The organism is Comamonas sp. F1-6, from assembly GCF_039581415.1.
In the GTDB taxonomy this organism is placed as follows: Bacteria; Pseudomonadota; Gammaproteobacteria; order Burkholderiales; family Burkholderiaceae_C; genus Comamonas; species Comamonas thiooxydans.
This window is the reverse complement of the sequence record NZ_JBCPWN010000003.1, coordinates 62,348-83,428: the sequence shown is the minus strand read 5'-3', so window position 1 is coordinate 83,428 and position 21,081 is coordinate 62,348. Positions and strand designations below refer to the sequence as shown.

Annotated in this window: 19 protein-coding genes; 16 read left to right on the top strand and 3 right to left on the bottom strand. The window is 61.0% G+C overall.

The window, feature by feature from the left end:
* Positions 1–4 precede the first annotated feature (4 nt).
* Positions 5–1,705, top strand: coding sequence for a zinc ribbon domain-containing protein (locus tag AAIL66_RS04290; protein ID WP_343496085.1), 1,701 nt, complete (start codon positions 5–7; stop codon positions 1,703–1,705).
* A gap of 82 nt (positions 1,706–1,787) precedes the next feature.
* Here the strand turns inward: AAIL66_RS04290 and AAIL66_RS04285 are convergent, their stop codons facing one another.
* From AAIL66_RS04285 to AAIL66_RS04275, 3 genes are all read right to left on the bottom strand, one after another.
* Complete coding sequence (locus tag AAIL66_RS04285) at positions 1,788–3,638, bottom strand: enterochelin esterase domain-containing protein (RefSeq protein ID WP_343496084.1); 1,851 nt, start codon at positions 3,636–3,638, stop codon at positions 1,788–1,790.
* 16 nt (positions 3,639–3,654) lie between these two features.
* On the bottom strand, positions 3,655–5,880 hold the full coding sequence (locus AAIL66_RS04280) for a TonB-dependent siderophore receptor (RefSeq protein ID WP_343496083.1): 2,226 nt from the start codon (positions 5,878–5,880) through the stop codon (positions 3,655–3,657).
* Between the two features lie 154 nt (positions 5,881–6,034).
* Positions 6,035–7,315, bottom strand: a complete 1,281-nt coding sequence (locus tag AAIL66_RS04275; RefSeq protein WP_343496082.1) for a hypothetical protein — start codon at positions 7,313–7,315, stop codon at positions 6,035–6,037.
* 133 nt (positions 7,316–7,448) lie between these two features.
* On the opposite strand from AAIL66_RS04275, the gene AAIL66_RS04270 reads away from it, so the two are divergent.
* The 15 genes from AAIL66_RS04270 to AAIL66_RS04200 all read left to right on the top strand — a co-directional run bounded on the left by AAIL66_RS04270 (position 7,449) and on the right by AAIL66_RS04200 (position 20,934).
* Complete coding sequence (locus tag AAIL66_RS04270; protein WP_343496081.1) at positions 7,449–8,642, top strand: MFS transporter; 1,194 nt, start codon at positions 7,449–7,451, stop codon at positions 8,640–8,642.
* A gap of 872 nt (positions 8,643–9,514) precedes the next feature.
* Entirely contained in the window at positions 9,515–10,105 is a 591-nt protein-coding gene (locus AAIL66_RS04265) for an A24 family peptidase (RefSeq protein WP_045838971.1), read from the top strand.
* 32 nt (positions 10,106–10,137) lie between these two features.
* The gene (gene cpaB / locus AAIL66_RS04260; RefSeq protein ID WP_003079614.1) at positions 10,138–10,983 is read left to right on the top strand and encodes a Flp pilus assembly protein CpaB; all 846 of its coding nucleotides are present in this window, start codon (positions 10,138–10,140) and stop codon (positions 10,981–10,983) included.
* 66 nt (positions 10,984–11,049) lie between these two features.
* Positions 11,050–12,618: a type II and III secretion system protein gene (locus tag AAIL66_RS04255; RefSeq protein WP_034408055.1), complete on the top strand. Its 1,569-nt coding sequence runs from the start codon at positions 11,050–11,052 to the stop codon at positions 12,616–12,618.
* Positions 12,619–12,632: 14 nt separating this feature from the next.
* Positions 12,633–12,962, top strand: a complete 330-nt coding sequence (locus tag AAIL66_RS04250) for a hypothetical protein (RefSeq protein WP_034408052.1) — start codon at positions 12,633–12,635, stop codon at positions 12,960–12,962.
* 171 nt (positions 12,963–13,133) lie between these two features.
* Entirely contained in the window at positions 13,134–13,343 is a 210-nt protein-coding gene (locus AAIL66_RS04245; RefSeq protein WP_343496080.1) for a Flp family type IVb pilin, read from the top strand.
* 185 nt (positions 13,344–13,528) lie between these two features.
* Positions 13,529–13,738: a Flp family type IVb pilin gene (locus AAIL66_RS04240; protein ID WP_343496079.1), complete on the top strand. Its 210-nt coding sequence runs from the start codon at positions 13,529–13,531 to the stop codon at positions 13,736–13,738.
* A 185-nt stretch (positions 13,739–13,923) separates the two neighbouring features.
* Positions 13,924–14,133, top strand: coding sequence for a Flp family type IVb pilin (locus tag AAIL66_RS04235; protein ID WP_343496078.1), 210 nt, complete (start codon positions 13,924–13,926; stop codon positions 14,131–14,133).
* A gap of 116 nt (positions 14,134–14,249) precedes the next feature.
* A complete protein-coding gene (locus AAIL66_RS04230) occupies positions 14,250–15,476 on the top strand; it encodes a pilus assembly protein TadG-related protein (protein ID WP_343496077.1) in 1,227 nt (408 codons plus the stop codon).
* A 5-nt stretch (positions 15,477–15,481) separates the two neighbouring features.
* The gene (locus AAIL66_RS04225; protein ID WP_343496076.1) at positions 15,482–15,925 is read left to right on the top strand and encodes a TadE/TadG family type IV pilus assembly protein; all 444 of its coding nucleotides are present in this window, start codon (positions 15,482–15,484) and stop codon (positions 15,923–15,925) included.
* A complete protein-coding gene (locus AAIL66_RS04220; protein WP_343496075.1) occupies positions 15,922–16,365 on the top strand; it encodes a TadE/TadG family type IV pilus assembly protein in 444 nt (147 codons plus the stop codon). Before AAIL66_RS04225 ends, AAIL66_RS04220 begins: the two co-directional genes overlap by 4 nt.
* A 15-nt stretch (positions 16,366–16,380) precedes the next feature.
* On the top strand, positions 16,381–17,541 hold the full coding sequence (locus AAIL66_RS04215; protein WP_343496074.1) for an AAA family ATPase: 1,161 nt from the start codon (positions 16,381–16,383) through the stop codon (positions 17,539–17,541).
* 117 nt (positions 17,542–17,658) lie between these two features.
* The gene (locus AAIL66_RS04210; RefSeq protein WP_343496183.1) at positions 17,659–18,984 is read left to right on the top strand and encodes a CpaF family protein; all 1,326 of its coding nucleotides are present in this window, start codon (positions 17,659–17,661) and stop codon (positions 18,982–18,984) included.
* A 21-nt stretch (positions 18,985–19,005) separates the two neighbouring features.
* Positions 19,006–19,995 (top strand): type II secretion system F family protein, encoded by a 990-nt coding sequence (locus tag AAIL66_RS04205; RefSeq protein ID WP_343496073.1) that lies wholly within the window; start codon positions 19,006–19,008, stop codon positions 19,993–19,995.
* A gap of 27 nt (positions 19,996–20,022) precedes the next feature.
* Positions 20,023–20,934, top strand: coding sequence for a type II secretion system F family protein (locus tag AAIL66_RS04200; protein ID WP_034408032.1), 912 nt, complete (start codon positions 20,023–20,025; stop codon positions 20,932–20,934).
* Positions 20,935–21,081: the final 147 nt, after the last annotated feature.

The window sequence follows — 21,081 nt, the reverse complement described above, 5'->3', positions numbered from 1 at the left end:
AAAAATGAGAGAGCAACCCCTGGGAGAAATACGTTTTGCCACCCTCGCCAGAGCCGCCGAAGGACTGACTCAGTGGCGACCGCTGCTGCTGTGCTTTCTGACACTGCTGCTGACCGGTGCACTGATAGCAGGCGCGGCCTGGATGCTGGTCAAGGCCGGCTTCTTCATGTACCTGATCTTCATGCTGGCGGCCGTGGTCGCGCTGCTGGCTGGCTCTTCGGGCGTCGGCATCATGCTCATGGACAAGGCCAGGAACGAGCCCGTACGCTCCTTCTCGGCTGCGGCATCGGCCGGTCTGCTGTGCCTGCCCAAATTCCTGCTGGTCGGACTCGCGATATTTGTTGCCACGCTGGCCTACTACCTGCTGGCTGCCGTCATTTACTTCATCTGCAAGATTCCCGTGCTCGGCGGCATTCTGGCCTTTGTGGCCCACCCGATTCTGGTGCTGGTCGCCGCAGCCTTGCTGATCGCCATGATTTGGGTCGTCGGCCCGCTGATGGGTCCTGCGCTGTGGAGCGGCCTGTCCGTCAAGGCTGCGCTGGCCAATGTGCTGAGCATCGCGCGCAAGCGCCTGGTCGAAGTGGTGCTGATGGAAGTCGTGCTCTATGTCATTTTGGGCCTGGTCTGCTTCATGCTGTTTGCAGGACTGGTGCCTGCAACCGTCTCCCTGACCGGGATGGCCATGAGCATTACCGGAGATGGCTCCATGGCCGGCATGTTCATGGGCGGCGGCTACGGCCGTGGCTACGGTGGTGGCTTCAACCCCATGGGCATGATGGGTGGCGGCAGCACCGGCCTCATCGCCGGCCTGGGCGTTCTCTATTGCGTGGTGGGCGCACTGCTGGCCCAGGTGGCCATCATGGGCATGAATCTGATCTATCTGCAGGCCCGTGAAAGCGTGGACCCTGCCGAGGCCGAGGGTGCGCTGGACAGCCTGATTGGCGATGTGCGCAAAAAAGCCGAGGAAGCCAAGGCCCAGACCATGGCTGCCGCAGAACGCACCATGGCCGCGGCCGAGCGTGCCAAGCAGGCTGCCAGCGAGCGCCTGCAGGAAGCCACAGCCAAGCCCTCCGCCACCGACACCCCGCCCGGCACCGACAGCAATGCCAGCGCTGGCGCAGCAACGGCTGCCGCAGGCCTGACTGCCGCCACAGCAGCATCCACCGAGCAGGCGTTTGCCGAGCAGCAGGCGCGCGAGCGTGCTGCCGCCGATGCGGCGGAAAAAGCACATCAAAGCGCTGAAGAGGCAGCCGCCCGCCAGCGTAGCGAAGCCGAGGCGGCACGCCTGCGTGCCGAGGCCGAAGCAGCCCGTCTGAAGGCTGAAGCCGAGGCCGCCGAGCAAGCTGCACGGGAACGTGCGATACGCGAACGTGCGGCTGCCGAAGCTCAGGAACTGGCCGCACGCCAGCGGGCCGAAGCCCAGGCCGCAGAGCGCGCAGCACAGCAAAAGGCCGCTGAGGAGCGCGCCGCAGCCCAGGCTGCCGAAGAAGCACGTCAGCAAGCAGAAGCAGAGCGCCTGAACACCCAGGCCGAGCAACTGGCCAGGCAGCAGGCTGCCGAGCGTGAAGCAGCCCGCGCCCGCGCCGAAGCAGAGGCCGCCGAGAAAGCCCGCCAGGCTCAGGCTGCGCCGAGCTGCCCCGCCTGCGGCGCCCCGGTAGCCGCCAATGACCTGTTCTGCGGCGAATGCGGCAACAAGCTCAAGTAGAAGCTGGCAGCGCTTGCGAACGAGCGCTGCAGGCCAAAAGCAAAAAAGGGGCTTGCAGCCCCTTTTTTTGTGCTCCCCGGACTCAGAGCCCGCAAGCCTGTGCGACCTGCTCCTTGAGTCCCTCGGTCGATGGTTCGCGACCCGCCAGCGCCAGCAGCCCGCAGGCCAGCGAACCCTGCCAGTGCACATAGTCATGACCAGTGCTGTGTACACGTTGCACGACCTTGTTGCCCTTGGCACGCAGCACATCACCCAGCTCCTGGCTGGTTTCGCGTATGCCTGCCTGACCACCGCGAGCCCCTTCGTATAGGCCGGCATCAAAGTAAAAGCGAATGGGCAGTTGCGGTGCTTGCTCATACTGGCGAGCCAGCCAATTGGGCGACTCGCCCTTGGGGGCCCACCAGTAGGAGCCCGAAAGACTGAGCACATTGCCAAACCACTGCGGATAGCGCAGCGCCACATAGCTTGAGGCCAGGCCGCCATAGCTCGATCCTGCGATCACCGTGCGCTCAGGTCCGGCCGCTATGCCCTGAGCCTTGAGCCAGGGCATGAGCTGCTCGCCCATGAAGTCGGCAAACACCGGGTTGGGCGGCAGCTCGCGGCTGCGCGCGTCGCCTGCGCCATTGGCCACCAGCACGACGGCTGTTGCAGGCAGCAGGCCGTCGGCCATGAGGTTGTCGATGATGGCGGGCGTGGGAACCTGGCGCAGATAGGCCTGGGCGTCGAACAGCACCAGCAGGGAACGCCCAGCCGCATCGGCCTGCTGCCAGCCCTGCGGCTTGTAGATCCAGATGTCGCGCCCGTTGCCCAGCGCCTGGCTGTCCAGCCAGTGACGCTGCAACTGGCCGGCAGCCACGCCGGCACGGGGCTGGCTCCAGGGCTGGGGCGGCGCCTTGGCCAGCGTCAGCACGGAGCGTCCGTCGTAGCGATCCTGCGTTGCCTGCAAATCCGCAGACCGCCCCCAGCTCTGGCGATTGAGAGGGTCGCGCTGCAAAGTGGACAGAATGGCTCGACGCTGAATCATGGCGTCGGCCGAGACCGGAGGCACATCGGGAGCAAAGCCATAGCTGAGCCGCGCATCCCTGGGCATGACGAAACTGGCCCACCAGACATCGCTTCTTCCGAGGCGCTGCAGAGGCTCATGGTTGCCCGATGGACTTCCGAACAGCCGCACGGACTGCCCGGCGCCGCGCCAGACAAAGCTCACCAGCTGGTGCTCGGCATCCCAGGGCTCGATCAGCGGCGTGCCCTGGCGTTCCATTTCCTGCCAGAAGCTGCGGCTGTCGCCGCCCTGCGCCAGCCGCTCCTGCAAGGCCTTGAGCCTGGGGCTGCGCAGCGGCTCGGGTTCGATCTCTGGCGCAGGCGCATGGACGGCCGCCAACGGCGCCAGCACCTGGGTGATCGTCAGCTCGTAGGCGCCAGGACTGGGCGCAGCATGGGTCGGTGCATCGCTGTGCCCGCCCTGCGCCGCCGACGTGCCGTTTGCTGCCGACGCATAAGGCTGAACCTTCTCTGCGCGCAGCACCAGACGCTCCTTCGCCATGCCGCGGCTTTGCCAGGTGAATGCGTGATCGACGCCTGCGCCCTGGCTCAGCCGACGCAGATGGCGCCCGTCAGGCGTTTCCACATCCAGCACAACGCCCAGCGCCTGCAGATTGCCTCGCACCACGGCACCGGCCGGAGCCTCCAGCTGCAGGCTCAGCTTCTGTCCCGGCGCCAGCCTGCCGGAGAACGGCTCCCGCACCGAAAGCAATGAGGCCGCCTTGGCCGCGCTCTGAACAGAGCCGCCAGGCAAGGGCCGGGCCGCACCGGCCGCGCTGGCGACGCCGACGCTGGCCGCAAGCAGACCAGGAACAAGCAAGGAGCGCAGCCCTTTTCCGGATGGCCTGTGGCCCGTCACCGGCAAACACAAACCTTGAAGATCTTCATGCATTGATGCGTCCCTCGCCTCAGAAGTCCACGGCGGCGCTCATGCGCACGGTGCGCGGTGCACCCACGGTCAGGAAGTTGTCGGCAAAGGCTCCAGCCCAGTAAGTGCGACCAAAGACGTTGTCCACCGTACCGCGCAACACCACCTTCTTGTCGGCAACGCGCGTGGTGTAGCGGGCGCCGACATCAAAGCGCGTCCAGCTCGGTGCACGCAAGGTGTTGGCAGAGTTGACCCACTGCTTGCCCGTATGCACCAGGCGTGCGTTCAGCGCCAGACCGGCCACGCCCGGCACATCCCAGTCTGCCGCCAGATTGGCCGCCCAGCGCGCCGCGCCGAAAGCATCATGGCCGTCGTTGTTGCCGCCCTGGGTGCTGGTCAGCTTGGGCTGCAGATAGGTGATGCCGCCCAGCACGCGCAAGCGGGGGCTCAGCGCACCAAAGGTATTCCACTCCACGCCGCGATTGCGCTGCTCTCCATTGAGCTTGAGGGTATTGGCCGCCGTATCGATGGTGGTCGAAGGCTTCTCGATCTGAAACAGCGACAGCGTATTCGTCCAGCCTGCGCGGCGCCACTTCACGCCCGCCTCCATCTGCTTGGATTTGTAGGGAGCGAATGTCTCGCCTGCATTGGCATAGGTGGAGCCCACCTCGAGACCGGGGCTCAGCCCCTCGATGTAGTTGGCGTAGAAGGACAGATCCTCGCCCCAGGGCTTGGCCACCAGCCCCAACATGGGAGTGACGGCGCTCTCGTCATAGCCCTTCATCTTCTGATTCACGCGCTGGTGGCGTGCGCCCAGCGTCAGCTGCAGCCTGTCCTGCAGCAGGCTCAGGGTATCGGCCACGGCGAAACTGCGAATCACATTGTCGTTTTCCTGGCGCACGGCATTGCGCGGGCCTGCCAGAACCGGCAGCACCGGGTCGTAGATATTGGTGGTGTAGCTGCTGCTGACCACGATGGGCAGCGCGCGTCCGCTTTGCTGCTGCAGCTCGTTGAACGAGAACACCAGCTGATGGCCCACATCGCCGGTTCTGAAGCGGCCTCGCAAACCCGCATCCAGCGCCGTGCTGTTGGTATAGCCCTGCAGGTTATAGGTCTGACCCACGGCAGAGCCGTCGCCCACGGCATTGAGCACCACGCGTGTGCCCGTGGGCTGGCCAGCATAGTCATGCCAGGCCTTGCCCAGGCTGCCGTAGAGCTGCCAGCTGTCGCTGAGCTCGAAGCTGCCGCGCAGCGCCACCGATTTGTTCTCCACTTCGGTGTTGACGCCGCGGAACAGATTGTTGCTGGCATCCGGCGCGCCGATCAGATTCTTCATCTTGCCAAAGCTCACCATCACCGGGCTGCCGTTGTCCAGGTTCACCTTGTAGTGATAGGTATCCAGCCCCAGCGTGAAGCGATCGCCCTGATAGTCCAGCGCCACGGCGCCCAGACGGCGGCGGCGCTTCTGGTCGTCGACCTCGGTCTCCCCGCTGGACAGCGCGCCGTTAAAGCGTATGCCCAGACGGCGCTCGGGGCCGAAGCGCCGCGATACATCCACATGCTCCTGCAGCTGCGAACCCGAGGTGAAGATGGTGGTCAGCCGCGTCAGATCATCGGCCAGCGGCTTCTTGCTGACCACATTCACCACGCCGCCCACCGCTCCATTGGGAGCCATGCCGCCGAGCAGCGCACCCGGGCCCTTGAGCAGTTCCACGCGCTCTATCATCTCGGTCGGTACATGGCTGTCAGGCGCCAGGCCATACAGGCCATTGAACGCCACTTCGCTGGCGTTGACGTCGAAGCCCCGAATCACATAGTTCTCGTTGACATGGCCGGTATTGGTGGTGAAGCGCACCGAAGAGTCGTTTTCCAGCACGGCAGCCACCGTGGCCGCATTCTGGTCGCGGATCAGCTCTTCGGAATAGGCCGTGATGTTGAAGGCGGCATCCATCACATCCACATTGCCCAGCAGCCCCAGGCCTGCGCCCTTGGCGACCTGAGCACCAGAGGCCAGCGCAGGCAGAGCGTTGCCGTCCTGCTTGCCGGAAACCGTGACTTCGCTCAGGCGTTTTTCCTGCTGGTCCGGTATCTGGGTCTGTGCCTGGGCGCCGGCACTCAAAACCACCAACACAGCCAGCCCTACGGCTGAGCGGGGGCTGCAGCACACAGCAGAAGACAGCCAATGCGCGAATGGAGCGAACTGCGTGGATGCGAGCGCTGAAGCCGACGGCGCCTTGCCTGCGCCGCCACGAACTGGGGTTGCCATGTAGACCTCGTTTTTGATCGATCTCCTATGGCTAAAACGAAGTGCGTGGCTAAGGCTTGTTGAGAATGAATCTCAATTATTTAAATTGTATAACAAGCAAACCTTCTCAAAACGATAGCAGCAAGCGATTTCCATGCATAACGATAAACCGCTTTCAGGGCTGCCCCCTTGCGGGATTTTCCGTTTCGCAGTTCTGCTCGGCGTTCTCACTCATCAGCACACGCACCACCTTGTGGGCATCGGCATCGAAGACTGCGATATCGGGGCAGTAACGGGCACCTTTGGGCGTATCGACCTTGCGGTAGCTTGCGCCATAGGCCTTGATGATCTGGGGTGGCTGTCCGGGTCTGGGCTCGGCCAGCACCGTCACCTGGTTCTGGCCCATGCTCGCAGCAGGATCGGCATCGCACCAGTCGGCAGCGGGCTCCTGTCCCAGACTCAGCTCGCCGCCCCGCTGGTAGAGGCCGGCAGGCCAGCGCACATGGCCTTGCGCATAGTCCGGCACCTGATAGCAGGCCATGAGCTTGCCGCCCTTGCGCACTGGCAGCATATAGCTTTCAGCCTGCTCGACCAGTTCCAGCCCTGCGGGCTTCCAGGCATAGATGTTTACACCATGGCTGCAACAGCTGGCACGCCATTCGCTGTAGATGCGCCTGGCCTTGCCATCGAAGGCGGGCGAGCTGATGTCCTGCAGGGCCTGCGGCCCCAGCACCAGCTTCTGCCTGCCCGGGTCGTAAAGCCAGGTGCGGTGCTGAATATTCGGCCCCGCAGGTAGATCCAGCGGCTGGGTCAGGTCAGGCCAGCCATCAAAATTCGCATCCACCCAGCGCGGCTGCACCAGCCAGCAACTGCCCACGGCAGCGGTTGGCAGGCTTTGCTTAAGACGCCCCTGCTCATAGACCTGAATGGCGGAAACCAGGAGATCCGTATGTTCGCCGCAGTCAGCCAGAGAGCGCAGCTTCTGATCCATCAGCAGACGCAACTCGTAATGCACTGCATGGGAGAAATCCGGGGACTGGCGCAGCAGATTGACCGGCCAGCGCTTTTTGCCGTCCGCGGACTGCCACTGGCCCTGCAGACGCGGTGGCGCCATGCCCGGCAAGGCCGCTAGCGACCAGCGGCCCGAAGGCTTGGGATCGCTTGCACCCGCCATCGGTGTCTCCGTCAGCTGTCCGCTTGCCGAGCCTTTCAGATCAAGTGTTGCGCCGGGCCGATTGCAGGGCTCGTAGCAATAGCTGCCTCCGACAGCGCCGTCGAGCCGCCACAGCTCCAGCTTGACCGCCTTGCCGGCGATCTCACCGCGATAGCTCGCCGACCAGACCACCGCTTCATGCGGGGCGTCTGCCGTCTCGGCATGCGCCATCGGCGCCCAGCTCATGAGCGCCAAAGCAATGCTCAGGCCTGCAGCCCGGCCAATAAGGCATTTCAGCGTCATATCACTCCTATTCACTTCGATCTCCAGGCTCGCGACTGCACCATGCCCACAGCAAACCTTTTAATGTGCGGCCAATATGAATGCTGCAAGATGTGACAAATCTGCGTACAAGCATGGACAGCCGAAGCGATTTATGCAATCAGACAACAACACACAACAAAGCCGCAATATGGGCCTGCTGGTCGCAGCCCAGTCCCTGGGAGGTGCCTCTCCGCCTATCATCATCTCACTGGGCGGTCTGGTCGGGCAGCAACTGTCGTCCAACCCCGCTGCGTCCACCTTGCCGGTCAGCATCTACCAGCTCGGGCTGGCGCTATCCACACTGCCGGCCGCCTGGATCATGAACCGCATGGGCCGCCGCACGGCCTATGTGCTGGGCGCCGTTCTGGGCGTGATCTCCGGCGTGGTCGCCGCGCAAGGCATTGCCCACAGCGACTTCGTCACCTTCTGCATCGGCACGGCGCTGGCCGGCTTTTATGCGGCCTGCGTGCAGAGCTACCGCTTCGCCGCCACCGATATGGTGAGCGAGCCAGCGCAACAGGCCAAGGCCATTTCGCGCGTGATGATCGGGGGGCTGATTGCCGCCATCATCGGGCCGCAGGTGGTGATCTGGACGCGCGACGCCCTGCCCGCCACACCGTTTGCCGGCAGCTTCTACAGCCAGGCGGTGCTGGCCCTGCTGGCCCTGCCCTTGCTCATGGGCCTGCGCCTACAGCCGCCTCAGACCAAAACCGCCGTGGCTGGCGACGCAAGGCCTCTGGGCGAAATTGCCCGCACGCCCCAGTTCGTCGTGGCCTGCGCTGCCGGTGTGGTCAGCTACGGACTGATGGCGTTCCTGATGACTGCCGCCCCCATGGCCATGGTGGGCTGTGGCCATAGCGTGGGCGAAGCCGCCATGGGCATTCAATGGCATGTGCTGGCCATGTTCGTGCCCAGCTTCTTTACCGGCAAGCTGATTGCACGTTATGGCAAGCGGCCCGTGACCGCTCTGGGCCTGCTGATGATAGGCGCGGCCGGCGTGCTGGCCTTGATGGGGCTGGATATCTTCCACTTCTGGGGCTCGCTGATTTTGCTGGGCGTGGGCTGGAACTTCGGCTTCATCGGTGCCACGGCGCTGCTGACCGAGTGCTACCGCCCCTCGGAACGCGCCAAGGTGCAGGCACTCAACGATTTCCTGGTCTTCGGCACGGTGGCCGTGGCCTCGTTCGGATCAGGGCAGTTGCTGCACAGCGCTGGCTGGAACGGCATCAATATCGGCATGCTGCCCCTGGTAGCCGTCGTGCTGGTGCTGCTGGGCCTGCACAGCCAGCGCAGGGCAAACGCCTGAAGCCGGCAAGACGATTGCTATCAACATCAGAGCTACTGGCGATTGCTGGATGAGCGTATCCGGGTCTTTCCGCATCGAAGTCATTGCATATCAGTCGCAAGGAGCTATTTTTTTGATAAACCCGTATCCGATGCGAATGCGCTCATCCGGCATCGGATGGATTGAGCCTGCCCCCACAGCAGACAGGCAGCCAGACTGCCGCCTTGGCGCCTGGCGAACAAACTGCCTCGGCACATGACTGCGGGCTGTCGAGGATTACCTCAGCCCCATCCCTCAAAGCGGCTACTCAACCCTGGCTCCGACCCTGTCCAAAGTCACGGACCCAACATACCGAAGCAGCCAGGCCAGACACCGATAGGCACTGCAAGCTTCTAAAAATGGGTAACGCTCGGGGCACAGTTCAGCGCGCCCCCAAGCCTGCGCCGAGAGCAGCGGCCAGGCAGGAAGCAGGCCTTCGCAGGCCTGCGCGACTTGCTCAGAAGCTATCAAAGAGCCCAGACACTCAGGCTCCGAGCCCCGAGCCCACGCCTTACAGGTCTCTCGCTCACAACCCAAGACCCACCATGCGGCGTGAACCGATCTGCGTCAGCCAGCGCATGAGACCAATGCTTACGCAACCTACAACGGCGTCACATTTGCATCTCATGCGGATTAGAAAAATCCTTACGAACCGAGATATTGATAAGCGATTTCTATAGGAATAGTATTTCCACAAAATTAAACAAAAGAATGAAGTTGATAGAAAAATTGTATTTAGTCACATATCGCCCGAATCCTCTCGACATCAGTCAGATGAGCTGAACGCAGCAGACCGCCAGCGTCAACTCTGAGGCCCGAACAGGATTCGCTGAACACAGGACTGGAGATTGACCATGACATCTTCCGAACTAAGCGCAGCATCCGAACTCGTGGCCGCCGTTTTCACCGAGCCGCGTTCGCTGATCCTGTTGCTGCTTTTGCTGGCAGCCAGCATCAGTGACCTGCGCACACGGCGCATCCCCAATCGCTTGACCTTCGGTGGCATCACCCTGGCCCTGCTCTATGGTCTGCTGGCCCACCACCCCCATGGCGGCGGCTTTTTCTCGGCGCTGGGCGGCATGGCAGTAGGCCTGGCATTGATGCTGCCTCTCTATCTGCTGCATGCCATGGGAGCCGGCGACGTGAAGCTGATGGCCATGGTCGGCAGCTTTCTAGGTCCCGCCGCCACCTGCCAGGTTGTGATCTTTGTCTTTATCACCGGCGGCTTGGCAGCCATCAGCTACGCACTCTGGCATCGCATGGCCGGCAAGCTGCTGCGCAACTCGGCCGAGGCAGTGCAGTTGCTCTACGTCAATGTCGCTGCGGGGATCCGTCCCGATGCCCGCTCCAACTCGGCGCATTCGGTAGGCACCTTGCCTTACGGCGTCAGCATCGCCCTGGGAACCCTGGCGTTCCTGGTCGCTCGGCAGTTCACCTGGGTCTAGTCACTTACATCACGGCATAGCGGGAGCCTCCCATGAAAAACCTCAAAGCTTTGGGTCTGTTTATCCTCGCAGCGCTGGCCAGTCTGGCAGCGGCTGTCTACGCCGCCAACTGGGTGGCCCAACGCGGCAGCCTGGACGCCGACAAGGTGGTTGTCGCTGCCACCGACATTCCACTGGGCGGCAAGATTTTGCCGAACATGCTGAACACGGTGGACTGGCCGCGGGGCTCCATACCCGATGGCGCATTCCATGACATGCAACAGCTGCAGGATCGCGTCGTCAAGGTCGGAGTGCTGCGCGGCGAAGCCGTGCTCGAAGGCAAGCTGGCCCCCGTAGGCACCAAAGGCGGACTGGCTGCCGTCATCGCTCCGGGCAAGCGGGCCATGACGGTACGCGTCAACGATGTGGTCGGTGTTGCGGGCTTCGCCCTGCCCGGCAACTACGTGGATGTGGTGGTCAATGCCCAGCAGGAGCAGAACGGCAAGACAGAAGAGTCGCGCCAGATCAGCAAAACCGTGTTGGAGAACGTGCTGGTTCTGGCCGTGGCCCAGGAAGCCGATCGTGACGAGACCAAACCCAAGGTGGTGAGCGCCGTCACCCTCGAGCTGAGCCCGGAAGATGCCGAGAAACTCGATCTTGCACGCAGCGTGGGCAATCTTTCACTGGTGCTGCGCAACCAGATTGACAAAGATCCCACCAGCACTGCAGGCATCACCAAGCACCAGCTGTTTGGAACACCAGAGGCAGCCCCTGCACCGGTCAAGGTCGCAGCTCCTGCCAAACCCGTGATGCAGCGAGCCAGGCCCGCACCCCAGGCGTCGACAGCCACCTGTGTCGAAGTGATCCAGGGCGGCGCTCGAACTCTCAACTGCTTCTGATCTTCTACTCGCAACAACTCAGAGAGGTCGGCCGTGCAACACCATCACCTATACATAGCAGCTAGCATGCTACTCGCCAGCTCAGCGCCTGTGCTGGCCCAATCTGCGGGCACGCCTGCTCAGCCCGGCCCTGTGGCTGCGGCGGCTCCCGCAGCTCCTCGCACCACCCTGCCCGCCAGGAATTGCACGGCCATCCGCACGGAGGATCCGACCACGGTCACTCTGGGAAAATCCGTGGTCATTCCGCTGAGCTCGCCCATGGCGCGCATCCTGGTCAGCGGCCAGACGCCCGGAGCGGGCCAGGCAGCAGCCCCCATGGCCGCTAATGCTCAGCCGCAAATGCAGAACGGCATGGGTGATATCGAGGTCCAATTGCTCAGCCCGCGAGACCTGTTCTTTCGCGGCCGCAAGTCGGGCTCCATGAACGTCATCCTGCAAAACGCCCAGGGTGCCTGCTTCATCAAGGACGTGATCGTCACCATGGACCCGGGGCCGCTGCAGGCCAAGCTCAGCGAGCTCATGCCCGAGGAACGCAGCATCCGCGTCCAGGGCGCCGACAATGCCCTGGTCCTGAGCGGAGAGATCAGCAATCCGCTGCGCCTGGACGATGTGGTGACGCTCGCCGGCGCCTACAGCGACAGCAAGAAAATCGTCAACCTGCTGCGCACCACTTCGCCTCACCAGGTGATGCTGGAGGTCAAGATTGCCGAGGTCAGCAAGACATTGCTCGACAAGCTCGGTGCCAGTCTTGCGGGCCAGCGCATCACCAGCAATGGCATGAATACATTCTCCATCGCCTCCAACTTCCTGAGTGGCGGCGGCGGGCTGCTGAGCGCCATGCGCATAGGCAAAGGCTCGATCAGCATTGACGGCCAAAAAGACGACGGCCTGGTGCGTATTCTGGCCGAGCCCAACATCATGGCCATCAGCGGCCAGCAGGCCAGCTTTCTCTCGGGCGGCAAGATCTTTATTCCCGTGGCACAGAGCAATACCACTGGCGTGCCAGTGATGACGCTGGAGGAAAAAGAGTTCGGCATCGGCGTCAAGTTCACACCCACCGTGCTGGGTGGCTCGCGCGTGAACCTCAAGCTGGTCTCAGAAGTGTCCGACCTGTCTCAGACAGGCTCACCCTTCACCGCCATCAACGGCGTCACCTCCGTCATTCCCTCGCTTTCGGTGCGACGCGCAGACACCACGGTGCAACTCAATGACGGGCAAAGTCTGGTCATTGCCGGTCTCATCAAAAACAACATCACCGAGGCCGTCAAACGCTTTCCGGGACTGGGGGAAATACCGGTTCTCGGCGCACTGGCCCGCAGCACCGAGTTCCAGACCGATCAGACCGAGTTGATGTTCATCATCACTCCGCGCCTGGTGCAGGCACTCGCAGAAGCACCCAGAGTGCCCACCGACAACCATGTCCCGCCCTCACGCGCCGAAGTCTATCTCAACGGTGCGCTGGAGAGCTCCAAGCCCGCGTCAGCCGCGAAGACTGCGCCCGCCGCAGCCATGCCGTCCGGCACTGCAACCCCAGCTCCGGCACCTGCCCCGGTAGCAGCACCTCAGGAGCTGCAACCGCAAGCACCGGCCGAGCCCTCGGTTGACCGTCCCGCCCCCCTGAACCCGCCCACCTGAACCGGAGGCAAGCCATGATCGAACGCAGCATCCTATTTCCCGTGGCCCTCGCCGCCCTGCTGGCGGGCTGCGGCAGCACAACCCCTCACTACGACGCTCGTTTTGGCGAGGCTGTGCGCACCGCCCGCATGCAGATGACCCTCAACCCTGAAGCCGGCAAGACTCCTGGCGTCGGTGTTGATGGAGCCACCGGCATGGACGGTCGAGCCGCAGCGCACACCATGGAGCGCTACGAGCGCAGCTTCAAAACGCCACCGCAGGCAGTCAATGTCATCAATATTGGCGGCTCGCTGACCGGCAACCAAAGCGGCGGCGCAGGAGGAGGCAGCGGCGGTACGCCCTAGTCCCTGGAATCTCCAGATCTCAGTTCATCAGTTCATCAGTTCCACACCATTGAATTTGAAAGGAGAGCAGATCGCATCGCGGCCTTGCACGCCACTTGCCGCCGGCCCTGCAAACCGGCCTCCAACCCGTGTAGATGTTTTCGATCCGTTACTCACTTTAGAGGTATCACCATGAACAGCATCGCTCAGCAATTTGGCCATTCCCTGCAAGCCTTTGTCCAGGATGAAGAAGGTGCGCAGATCATCGAATACGCGCTCGTCGTAGCCGTAGTTTCCATCGGACTGATTGTTCTGATGAAGTCTTCGATCAGCAACACCCTCTTCTCTGCTTGGCTCACCAAGGTCAAGGACTGCCTGATCAACGCGGCTACCTGCACCTGACTTTATCTATGGGTAAGCCATGACGGCCAAATTGGCTGTCATGGCCATTAGCAAAGAACCGATCAAGACGCATTGCACCATGCACAACAACCCGCACTACTGGACCACCACCCGGCACATGCGTGGTTCTGGCGCCGCGCTATAGCGCCAGCATGGAGCCGTTGACTCAACTTTGAGGTATCACCATGAACAGCATCACTCAGCAATTTGGCCATTCCCTGCAAGCCTTTGTCCAGGATGAAGAAGGCGCGCAGATCATCGAATACGCGCTCGTCGTAGCCGTGGTTTCCATCGGACTGATTGTTCTGATGAAGTCTTCAATCAGCAACACCCTCTTCTCTGCTTGGCTCACCAAGGTCAAGGACTGCCTGATCAACGCGGCTACCTGCACCTGACTTTATCTATGGGTAAGCCATGACGGCCACATTGGCTGTCATGGTCATTAGCAAAGAACCGATCAAGACGCATTGCACCATGCACAACAACCCGCACTACTGGACCACCACCCGGCACATGCGTGGTTCTGGCGCCGCGCTACAGCGCCAGCATGGAGTCGTTGACCCAACTTTGAGGTATCACCATGAACAGCATCGCTCAGCAATTTGGCCATTCCCTGCAAGCCTTTATCCAGGATGAAGAAGGCGCGCAAATCATCGAATACGCGCTCGTCGTAGCCGTAGTTTCCATTGGACTGATTGTTCTGATGAAGTCTTCAATCAGCAACACCCTTTTCAATGATTGGCTCACCAAAGTCAAAGATTGCCTGACCAACGCGGCTACCTGCACCTAACTCTATCCACAGACAAGCCATGGCGGTCATCTCGTCCGTCATGGCTCTCCAGCCAACCACTCCATTCAAAACACATCATGAGAAACCACCCACAACTCAGGTCCAAAGCCCGGCCCATGCGTGGTTCTGCCGCACAGCGGCGGCAGCATGGTGCCTTTCTGATTACCTTTGCCCTGTTCATGCTGTTCCTGCTGGGCTTTATGGGCATTGCATTGGATTTTGGCCGGCTGTTTATCGTCAAGACCGAACTGCAGACGGCCGTGGACAGCTGCGCGCTGGCAGCGGCACGAGAACTCAATGGTCAATCTGACGCCATCACACGTGCCCAGAGCGCAGGCATGGCGGCAGGTAACAGCAACAACGCCAATCTGCAATCCGCAAGCTGGAACGGCGTTGGCAAGATCACCGCCAGCGATATAGGGATCTTTCGCGACAAGACATATGCACAGACTACCCTCGCCAAAGATGCACGGTACGTCGAATGCAAATACACCATGAACAGCATCAAGCTCTGGCTGCTGCAAGCCATGGGAGCCTTTACCGGCGATAGCACCACCTGGCCCAATACAGGCACCGTAGGTGCGAGGGCTGTAGCAACTCGCGCGCCTTCACAGAGTGCTTGCCCAATTCCCGTGCAACTGAAAAAGGCAAAGTTCGATGCACTGAACGGTTTGCCCAATAAAGGCAAAGGCACCTGGATCGTCGCCATGACCAAATCGGGTGGCGGCAGCGACTTCGGCTGGTCCAATCTGGATGGATCCACCAGTGCCACTGAAACTTGGTCTGAGCTGGAAGGGAAATACTGCAGCACCGAGTTCCCCCAACTCCCCATTGATACCAACGGCTTGAAAACCTCGGCTTTCGAATACTGGAATCATCGTTTCGGTATTTACAAAAATGCGGCAGACACTCCGGCTCAAAACCCCAGTGCGAGCCGCCCCGACTTCACCGGCTATATCTACACCGACACCAACTGGCCGAGCAAGTTCAATGCCTACGACGGTCCTGCTCAAGGTGGCACCTCCAACTTCATAACGCAGCGCCAATCGTTTACCCCTTGTGGGCCCAGTTGCCCCGCCAAAGGCAATGAAACCGTGATAGGGACCGCCGAGATCAAACTTTTTGGTGCCGACCGCCGCCTGGTACTCGTCCCTGTAGTGAATACCGGTGGCTATGTCGTCAATTTCGCCTGCATGTTGATGCTCCAGCCGCTTCCCAGCCCGATCAAAGATGACATTTATCTTGAATACCGGGGCAATGCCACCGACCTCGACAGTCCCTGCACCACCACCGGTCTGGCAGGCGGTACATACGGCCCATTGGTACCCGTCCTTGTAAGGTGAACATCATGCGTAAATATCAGCATCGACAACAAGGGGCAGCGCTGATTGAGCTGGCGCTAAGCATTCCTTTCATGATCATGCTGAGCATGATCGTCATCGAGTTCGGCCGTGCCCTTTACGAATACAACACGGTGACCAAGTCGGTACGCGATGCCGTGCGCTATCTCTCGGCAAAGACGCCTAACACCTTATGCCCTGACGCCCAGAATCTGGTGGTCTACGGCACAACGACAGCGGGCAGCCAACCCCTCGCCCCCGGACTCAAGACCAGCGCCGTGAGCTGCAGCTGGCAGACCACGGGCGCGCTCCCGCTGATCAATACCGTCACCGTCACGGTTACCGGGTATCACTTCACGTCGCCGATATCCAGCGTGTTCGGCCTGCAGCTGTTCACCAACGGCGGCATCAACTTCGGCAATATCACCGCCACGATGAGGACGCTGACATGAAACACCTCACTCAACGCGGCTCCACGCTCATTGAATTTGCACTGGGGCTGCTGATCTTTCTGATGTTCCTGCTGGGCGTGGTGGATTTCAGTCGCCTGCTCTACACCTGGACTGCGGCCAACGAGGCCACACGTGCCGGTGCTCGCTATGCGGTGGTGTGCGATGACCTGAATCAGAAAACTAGCGTGCTGCAATATATGAAAAATCGGCTGCCGCAGATCACCGCTGTGGACGTGAAATGGAAACCCGACAGCTGCACGACTGCCACCTGCCAGAGCGTCACGGTAAGCATCCCTCAAGACGGTCTGAAGTTCCAATGGATCGCGCCCATCGTGGGTTCGGCAGCGCAGACCGTCATCGGCATGCCGGGATTTAGCACCACCCTGCCGCGTGAAATCATGTATCAGGATCCAAACGTCCGCTCGGACTGCACCCCTTGACCAGGGAGAATTCGTATGAAAATCGCCATCATCTCCCCCAGCACGGCCCATCTCCGCGAGATGGCCCATGTGCTGCAAGAGCAATCCCATCAGGTGCAGACCTTCGAGGGTGGCAAGACCCGCATGCCCACAATCGCCGAGCAGGAGCTGCCGGATCTGATGATCGTCGATGGTATGTGCTGCGACCCCGCAGACCTGGCCCCGGTGGAACAGGTAACCACCCATCACCCACGCATGGCCGTGGTGCTGCTGTGCGCCCAGCAGACACCAGAGTTTCTGCTGCAATCCATGCGGGCGGGCGTGCGCGAGGTTCTGCCATCGCCACCGCCGCCGCAGGCGCTGGCCGATGCCGTTCAGCGCCTTGCCGGCAAACTGCAGGACAGCCCCCCCAACCGTGCACAAGGGCAAGTCATGGCCTTTCTGCCCTGCAAGGGCGGTGCCGGCGCCACTTTCCTGGCCACCAATCTGGGCTGGGCGCTGGCGCAAAAGCACTCCGTGCTGTTGATCGACCTGAATCTGCAGTTTGGCGATGCGCTTCCCTATCTGCATGAAGGCAAGCCAAGCTCGACATTGGCGGATGTGGCACGTGACCTTCACCGCCTTGACGCCTCTTTTCTCACGGCCAGCACGGTAAAGATCACACCGCGTCTGCATGTGCTGGCGGCCCCCGAAGATGTCATGCATGCCATGGAAGTGGAGCCCGGGCATATTGAGGCCATCGTGCAACTGGCTGCCACGCACTACGACTTCGTGCTGCTGGACATGGGGCGCGTGCTGGACCCATTGGCTCTGCGCGTGCTCGACAAAGCGCAGTGCATTGTTCCTGTGCTGCTGCCCAACGTACCCGCCGTGCGCAATGCGCAAAAGCTGCTGCGCATGTTCCACGATCTGGGCTACCCGGAAAGCCGCCTGCATCCGGTGCTGAACAGGGTGGACAGGCGCAGCGAAATCGGTCTGTCTGAAGTGCGCAAGACCCTGGGCCTGGAGCAGCAATGGCGCAGCATTCCCGACTCTGCCCAGGAAGTACAAGCAGCCATCAACGCTGGAGCACCGCTGGCCGAATCCGCTCGCAGTAGCAGCGTGGTGCGCGAGCTGACGGCCTGGGCCGATGCACTGTCACCTCGAACTCATGAAGAAAACGGTAATTTTTTGAACCGGCTCTTTCGCCGGGCGTAGGCATCCGTATTGCAGAAGGAGACTGTCATGTCACTACGAGATTTCTTGACCGCGCCATCGACACGCACGCCCAAGCCTCTGCTTCAGGTCGTGTCTGAGTCCACAGATATGTCGGCCATGCCCGCAGCAGAGCCTCCTCCGCCATCCACCCCCATCTATGGTCACTCTGCGGCCTATCTGGCACTCAGAAGCCGCATTCATGCCAAGCTGCTGGAGCGGTTTGATCTTGCTGCCCTGGATGCAGTATCCGTGCAGACACTGCAGCAAGAAATTGCGACCATGACCGAGCGCCTACTGACCGAGGACTCCGCGGCCATCAACGATCTTGAAAGAAAAATGCTGATCCGAGATATCCAGCACGAGATGCTGGGTTTCGGTCCACTCGAGCTGCTGATGGCCGACCCTTCGGTATCGGACATCCTCGTCAATCGCTACGATCAGATCTATGTGGAGCGCCAGGGCCGACTGGAGTTGACGCCCGTTGTCTTTACCGATGAAAAGCATTTGCTGCGCATCATTGACAAGATCGTTTCACGCATAGGCCGGCGCATCGACGAATCCAGCCCCATGGTCGATGCCCGCCTGCCAGATGGTTCGCGCGTGAATGCGGTCATCCCGCCCGTGGCCCTTGATGGACCCATGATGTCGATCCGGCGCTTTGCACGCATCCCTTTGCGCATGGAAAATCTGATCAACGATCTCAAAAGCCTGACACCTGGCATGGCCCTGGTTCTTGAGGCTCTGGCCAAGGCCAAGGTGAACATGATCATCTCTGGCGGCACCGGGGCCGGCAAGACAACGCTGCTCAACATTCTCTCTAGCTATATTCCAGCAGCGGAACGCGTGGTCACCATCGAGGATGCGGCCGAGCTGCAACTGCAGCAGCCTCATGTGGTGCGCATGGAAACGCGCCCGCCCAATATAGAGGGCCGTGGCGAAATCACGCAGCGATCCCTTGTCCGTAACGCACTGCGCATGCGCCCTGACCGCATCATCATCGGCGAAGTCCGGGGCGCCGAAGCGGTAGACATGCTGCAGGCCATGAACACCGGCCACGAAGGATCATTGACGACCATCCATGCCAATACGCCACGCGACTCCTTGGCACGGCTCGAGAACATGGTCGGCATGGCAGGCCTCAATCTGCCGCACCAGGCCGCACGTCAACAGATTGCATCGGCCATAACGGTAGTCGTGCAGGCACTCCGGCTCACGGATGGCAAACGCAAGATCACCAGCATCCAGGAGATCACGGGCATGGAGGGGGATGTGGTGACCATGCAGGAGATCTTTGCCTTCACCCAGACCGGGGTCGGCGCCAACGGCGAAGTCCAGGGGTACTTCCACGCCACGGGTGTCAGACCCAAATTCGCCGATCGGCTAAAAGGCTTCGGCATTGCGTTGCCCGACAGCATCTTCGCTCCAGAACGCCACTATCAATGAACTCCGCAAAAAGGTGCCGCCATGCCGTCCTTTTTTTCTTCCCACTCGATCCTGGTAATCATCGGTCTGGTGTTTGTAGCAGTACTCCTGCTACTGGAAGCACTGCACACGATCTGGAAGAAGTACAAGAGTCCTGAGGCAAAGCGGCTTGAGCGCCGGCTCAGAGCCTTGTCAGCAGCCGATGACAACAGCAATCCGACCAAGCTGGTCAAGGAGCGCGTACTTAGCGATATGCCCAGAATGCAGCGTGTGCTGCAAACCATGCCGCGCGCACATCAGCTAGACCGCTTCATTGTTCAATCAGGCCTGGACTGGACGGTTTCGGGCTTGATGCTAGGCAGTGCGATGCTGTTTGCGCTAGGTATGCTGACGACCATGATGCTTCGCCAGTCTATGGAGCTGGGCGTGCTTTCGAGTTTGGTGCTGGGTTCCCTTCCATGGCTGTTTCTGCAACGCAAAAGACTGCAGCGCCTGAAACGTATGGAGCACCAACTCCCAGAAGCGCTGGACCTTATAGCGCGCGCATTGCGCGCAGGCCATGCATTTTCCGCAAGCCTGCAAATGGCTGGAGAGGAACTGACCGAACCTATCGCCGACGAGTTCCGCCTGGTGCATGACGAGATCAACTATGGCACATCGCTACAGCAGGCCTTGACCAATCTGGGTGAGCGGGTACCGATCACAGATCTGCGCTACTTCATCGTCGCCGTACTCATACAGCGCGAATCTGGCGGCAACCTCACCGAGATGCTCAGCAACCTGAGTCGCCTGATCCGCGAGCGGCTCAAGCTCCATGCCAAGGTCCGCGTGCTCTCCGCAGACGGGCGAATGTCGGCCTGGTTCCTGGGTTTGATGCCATTTGGACTGGCCGCTCTGCTCAATCTAATGAATCCGGAATTCATGCATCCGCTCTGGACTGACCCTATTGGCATCACCATTTTGAAATGGTTGGCCGCACTGATGGTCATAGGCCTGTTGCTGCTGCGCCGCATCGCCCGTATCAGGGTATGAGTCCATCTGAAACGCAAGGAGTCCTCCATGTTGATCGTCGCCCTGCTCACTTTCACCGCCGTCATGCTGGCTGCTGGAGCCTTGTTCTTCTGGGCAACACCAACAGTCGCCGAGCGACGCTTACAGTCACTTACCCCCACCTCTCAAGACAAGGGGTGGACAGAAACAGTCGTCAAGCTGGTCGGCCCATTTGCACACCTGTCGTCACCCACCAAAGACAGTGATGCAACGCCATTGCGGCTGCGCTTTCTGAATGCCGGCATCCGCCACGAGAGTGCACCACTGCTGTACTTTGGAGTCAAAACGCTGCTGCCTATTGCTTTGGGGCTGGCGGTGTACTCGCTCATGCGGGCAACCAGCAAGGCAGATAGCACCCAGCTATTGTTCTTCCCCTTGGTGACCGCTCTTGTGGCCTGCTACCTGCCGAATCTGGTTCTGCGCTGGATGGCCTCGCGCCGCAAGCGCGAGATCTTTGAAAACTTTCCCGATGCCGCTGATTTGATGCTGGTCTGCGTAGAAGCGGGCATGGGCCTGGATGCCGCTCTGGGCAAGGTAACCGATGAAATTCGCATCAAAAGTGAAGCCCTCGCAGAGGAGCTCCACTGGACCAACCTGGAAATGCGAGCTGGCAGCACTCGCGAAAAATCCTTGCGAAATCTGGCGGCCCGCACCGGTGTAGATGAGATTCACACTTTTACGGCCATGCTGACGCAGGCAGACCGATTTGGTACCAGCATAGGCGAATCGCTCCGGGTTTTCTCGGATGATCTACGCCACAAACGGCAGATGCGCGCCGAAGAGCTCGCTGCCAAGATCCCCACCAAGATGCTGCTGCCGCTGGTGACCTGCATCTTCCCGGCCATCATCATGGTGGTTCTGGGTCCGGCCATCATTCGAATCGTGCGCATGATCCTGCCCATGATGGGCGGCAGCATGTGAGGGCTTCAACAGGGGTTCGGATTCGCCTCTCCGGCGAGATATCCTGAAAGTAGTCTCGACATCTTTGATCTAATCCACGGGGACGGCAATGACCTGCAGAGGGCATGTGCCCTCCCCATGATGCTTAGATTGACAATCTTGAGCTGG

Excerpts from the sequence above, each read along its gene's own strand:
- AAIL66_RS04290 (WP_343496085.1), top strand. The coding sequence starts at position 5 with ATGAGAGAGCAACCCCTGGGAGAAATACGTTTTGCCACCCTCGCCAGA.
- AAIL66_RS04285 (WP_343496084.1), bottom strand. The coding sequence starts at position 3,638 with ATGCATGAAGATCTTCAAGGTTTGTGTTTGCCGGTGACGGGCCACAGG.
- AAIL66_RS04280 (WP_343496083.1), bottom strand. The coding sequence starts at position 5,880 with ATGGCAACCCCAGTTCGTGGCGGCGCAGGCAAGGCGCCGTCGGCTTCA.
- AAIL66_RS04275 (WP_343496082.1), bottom strand. The coding sequence starts at position 7,315 with ATGACGCTGAAATGCCTTATTGGCCGGGCTGCAGGCCTGAGCATTGCT.
- AAIL66_RS04270 (WP_343496081.1), top strand. The coding sequence starts at position 7,449 with ATGCAATCAGACAACAACACACAACAAAGCCGCAATATGGGCCTGCTG.
- AAIL66_RS04265 (WP_045838971.1), top strand. The coding sequence starts at position 9,515 with ATGACATCTTCCGAACTAAGCGCAGCATCCGAACTCGTGGCCGCCGTT.
- cpaB (WP_003079614.1), top strand. The coding sequence starts at position 10,138 with ATGAAAAACCTCAAAGCTTTGGGTCTGTTTATCCTCGCAGCGCTGGCC.
- AAIL66_RS04255 (WP_034408055.1), top strand. The coding sequence starts at position 11,050 with ATGCTACTCGCCAGCTCAGCGCCTGTGCTGGCCCAATCTGCGGGCACG.
- AAIL66_RS04250 (WP_034408052.1), top strand. The coding sequence starts at position 12,633 with ATGATCGAACGCAGCATCCTATTTCCCGTGGCCCTCGCCGCCCTGCTG.
- AAIL66_RS04245 (WP_343496080.1), top strand. The coding sequence starts at position 13,134 with ATGAACAGCATCGCTCAGCAATTTGGCCATTCCCTGCAAGCCTTTGTC.
- AAIL66_RS04240 (WP_343496079.1), top strand. The coding sequence starts at position 13,529 with ATGAACAGCATCACTCAGCAATTTGGCCATTCCCTGCAAGCCTTTGTC.
- AAIL66_RS04235 (WP_343496078.1), top strand. The coding sequence starts at position 13,924 with ATGAACAGCATCGCTCAGCAATTTGGCCATTCCCTGCAAGCCTTTATC.
- AAIL66_RS04230 (WP_343496077.1), top strand. The coding sequence starts at position 14,250 with ATGCGTGGTTCTGCCGCACAGCGGCGGCAGCATGGTGCCTTTCTGATT.
- AAIL66_RS04225 (WP_343496076.1), top strand. The coding sequence starts at position 15,482 with ATGCGTAAATATCAGCATCGACAACAAGGGGCAGCGCTGATTGAGCTG.
- AAIL66_RS04220 (WP_343496075.1), top strand. The coding sequence starts at position 15,922 with ATGAAACACCTCACTCAACGCGGCTCCACGCTCATTGAATTTGCACTG.
- AAIL66_RS04215 (WP_343496074.1), top strand. The coding sequence starts at position 16,381 with ATGAAAATCGCCATCATCTCCCCCAGCACGGCCCATCTCCGCGAGATG.
- AAIL66_RS04210 (WP_343496183.1), top strand. The coding sequence starts at position 17,659 with ATGCCCGCAGCAGAGCCTCCTCCGCCATCCACCCCCATCTATGGTCAC.
- AAIL66_RS04205 (WP_343496073.1), top strand. The coding sequence starts at position 19,006 with ATGCCGTCCTTTTTTTCTTCCCACTCGATCCTGGTAATCATCGGTCTG.
- AAIL66_RS04200 (WP_034408032.1), top strand. The coding sequence starts at position 20,023 with ATGTTGATCGTCGCCCTGCTCACTTTCACCGCCGTCATGCTGGCTGCT.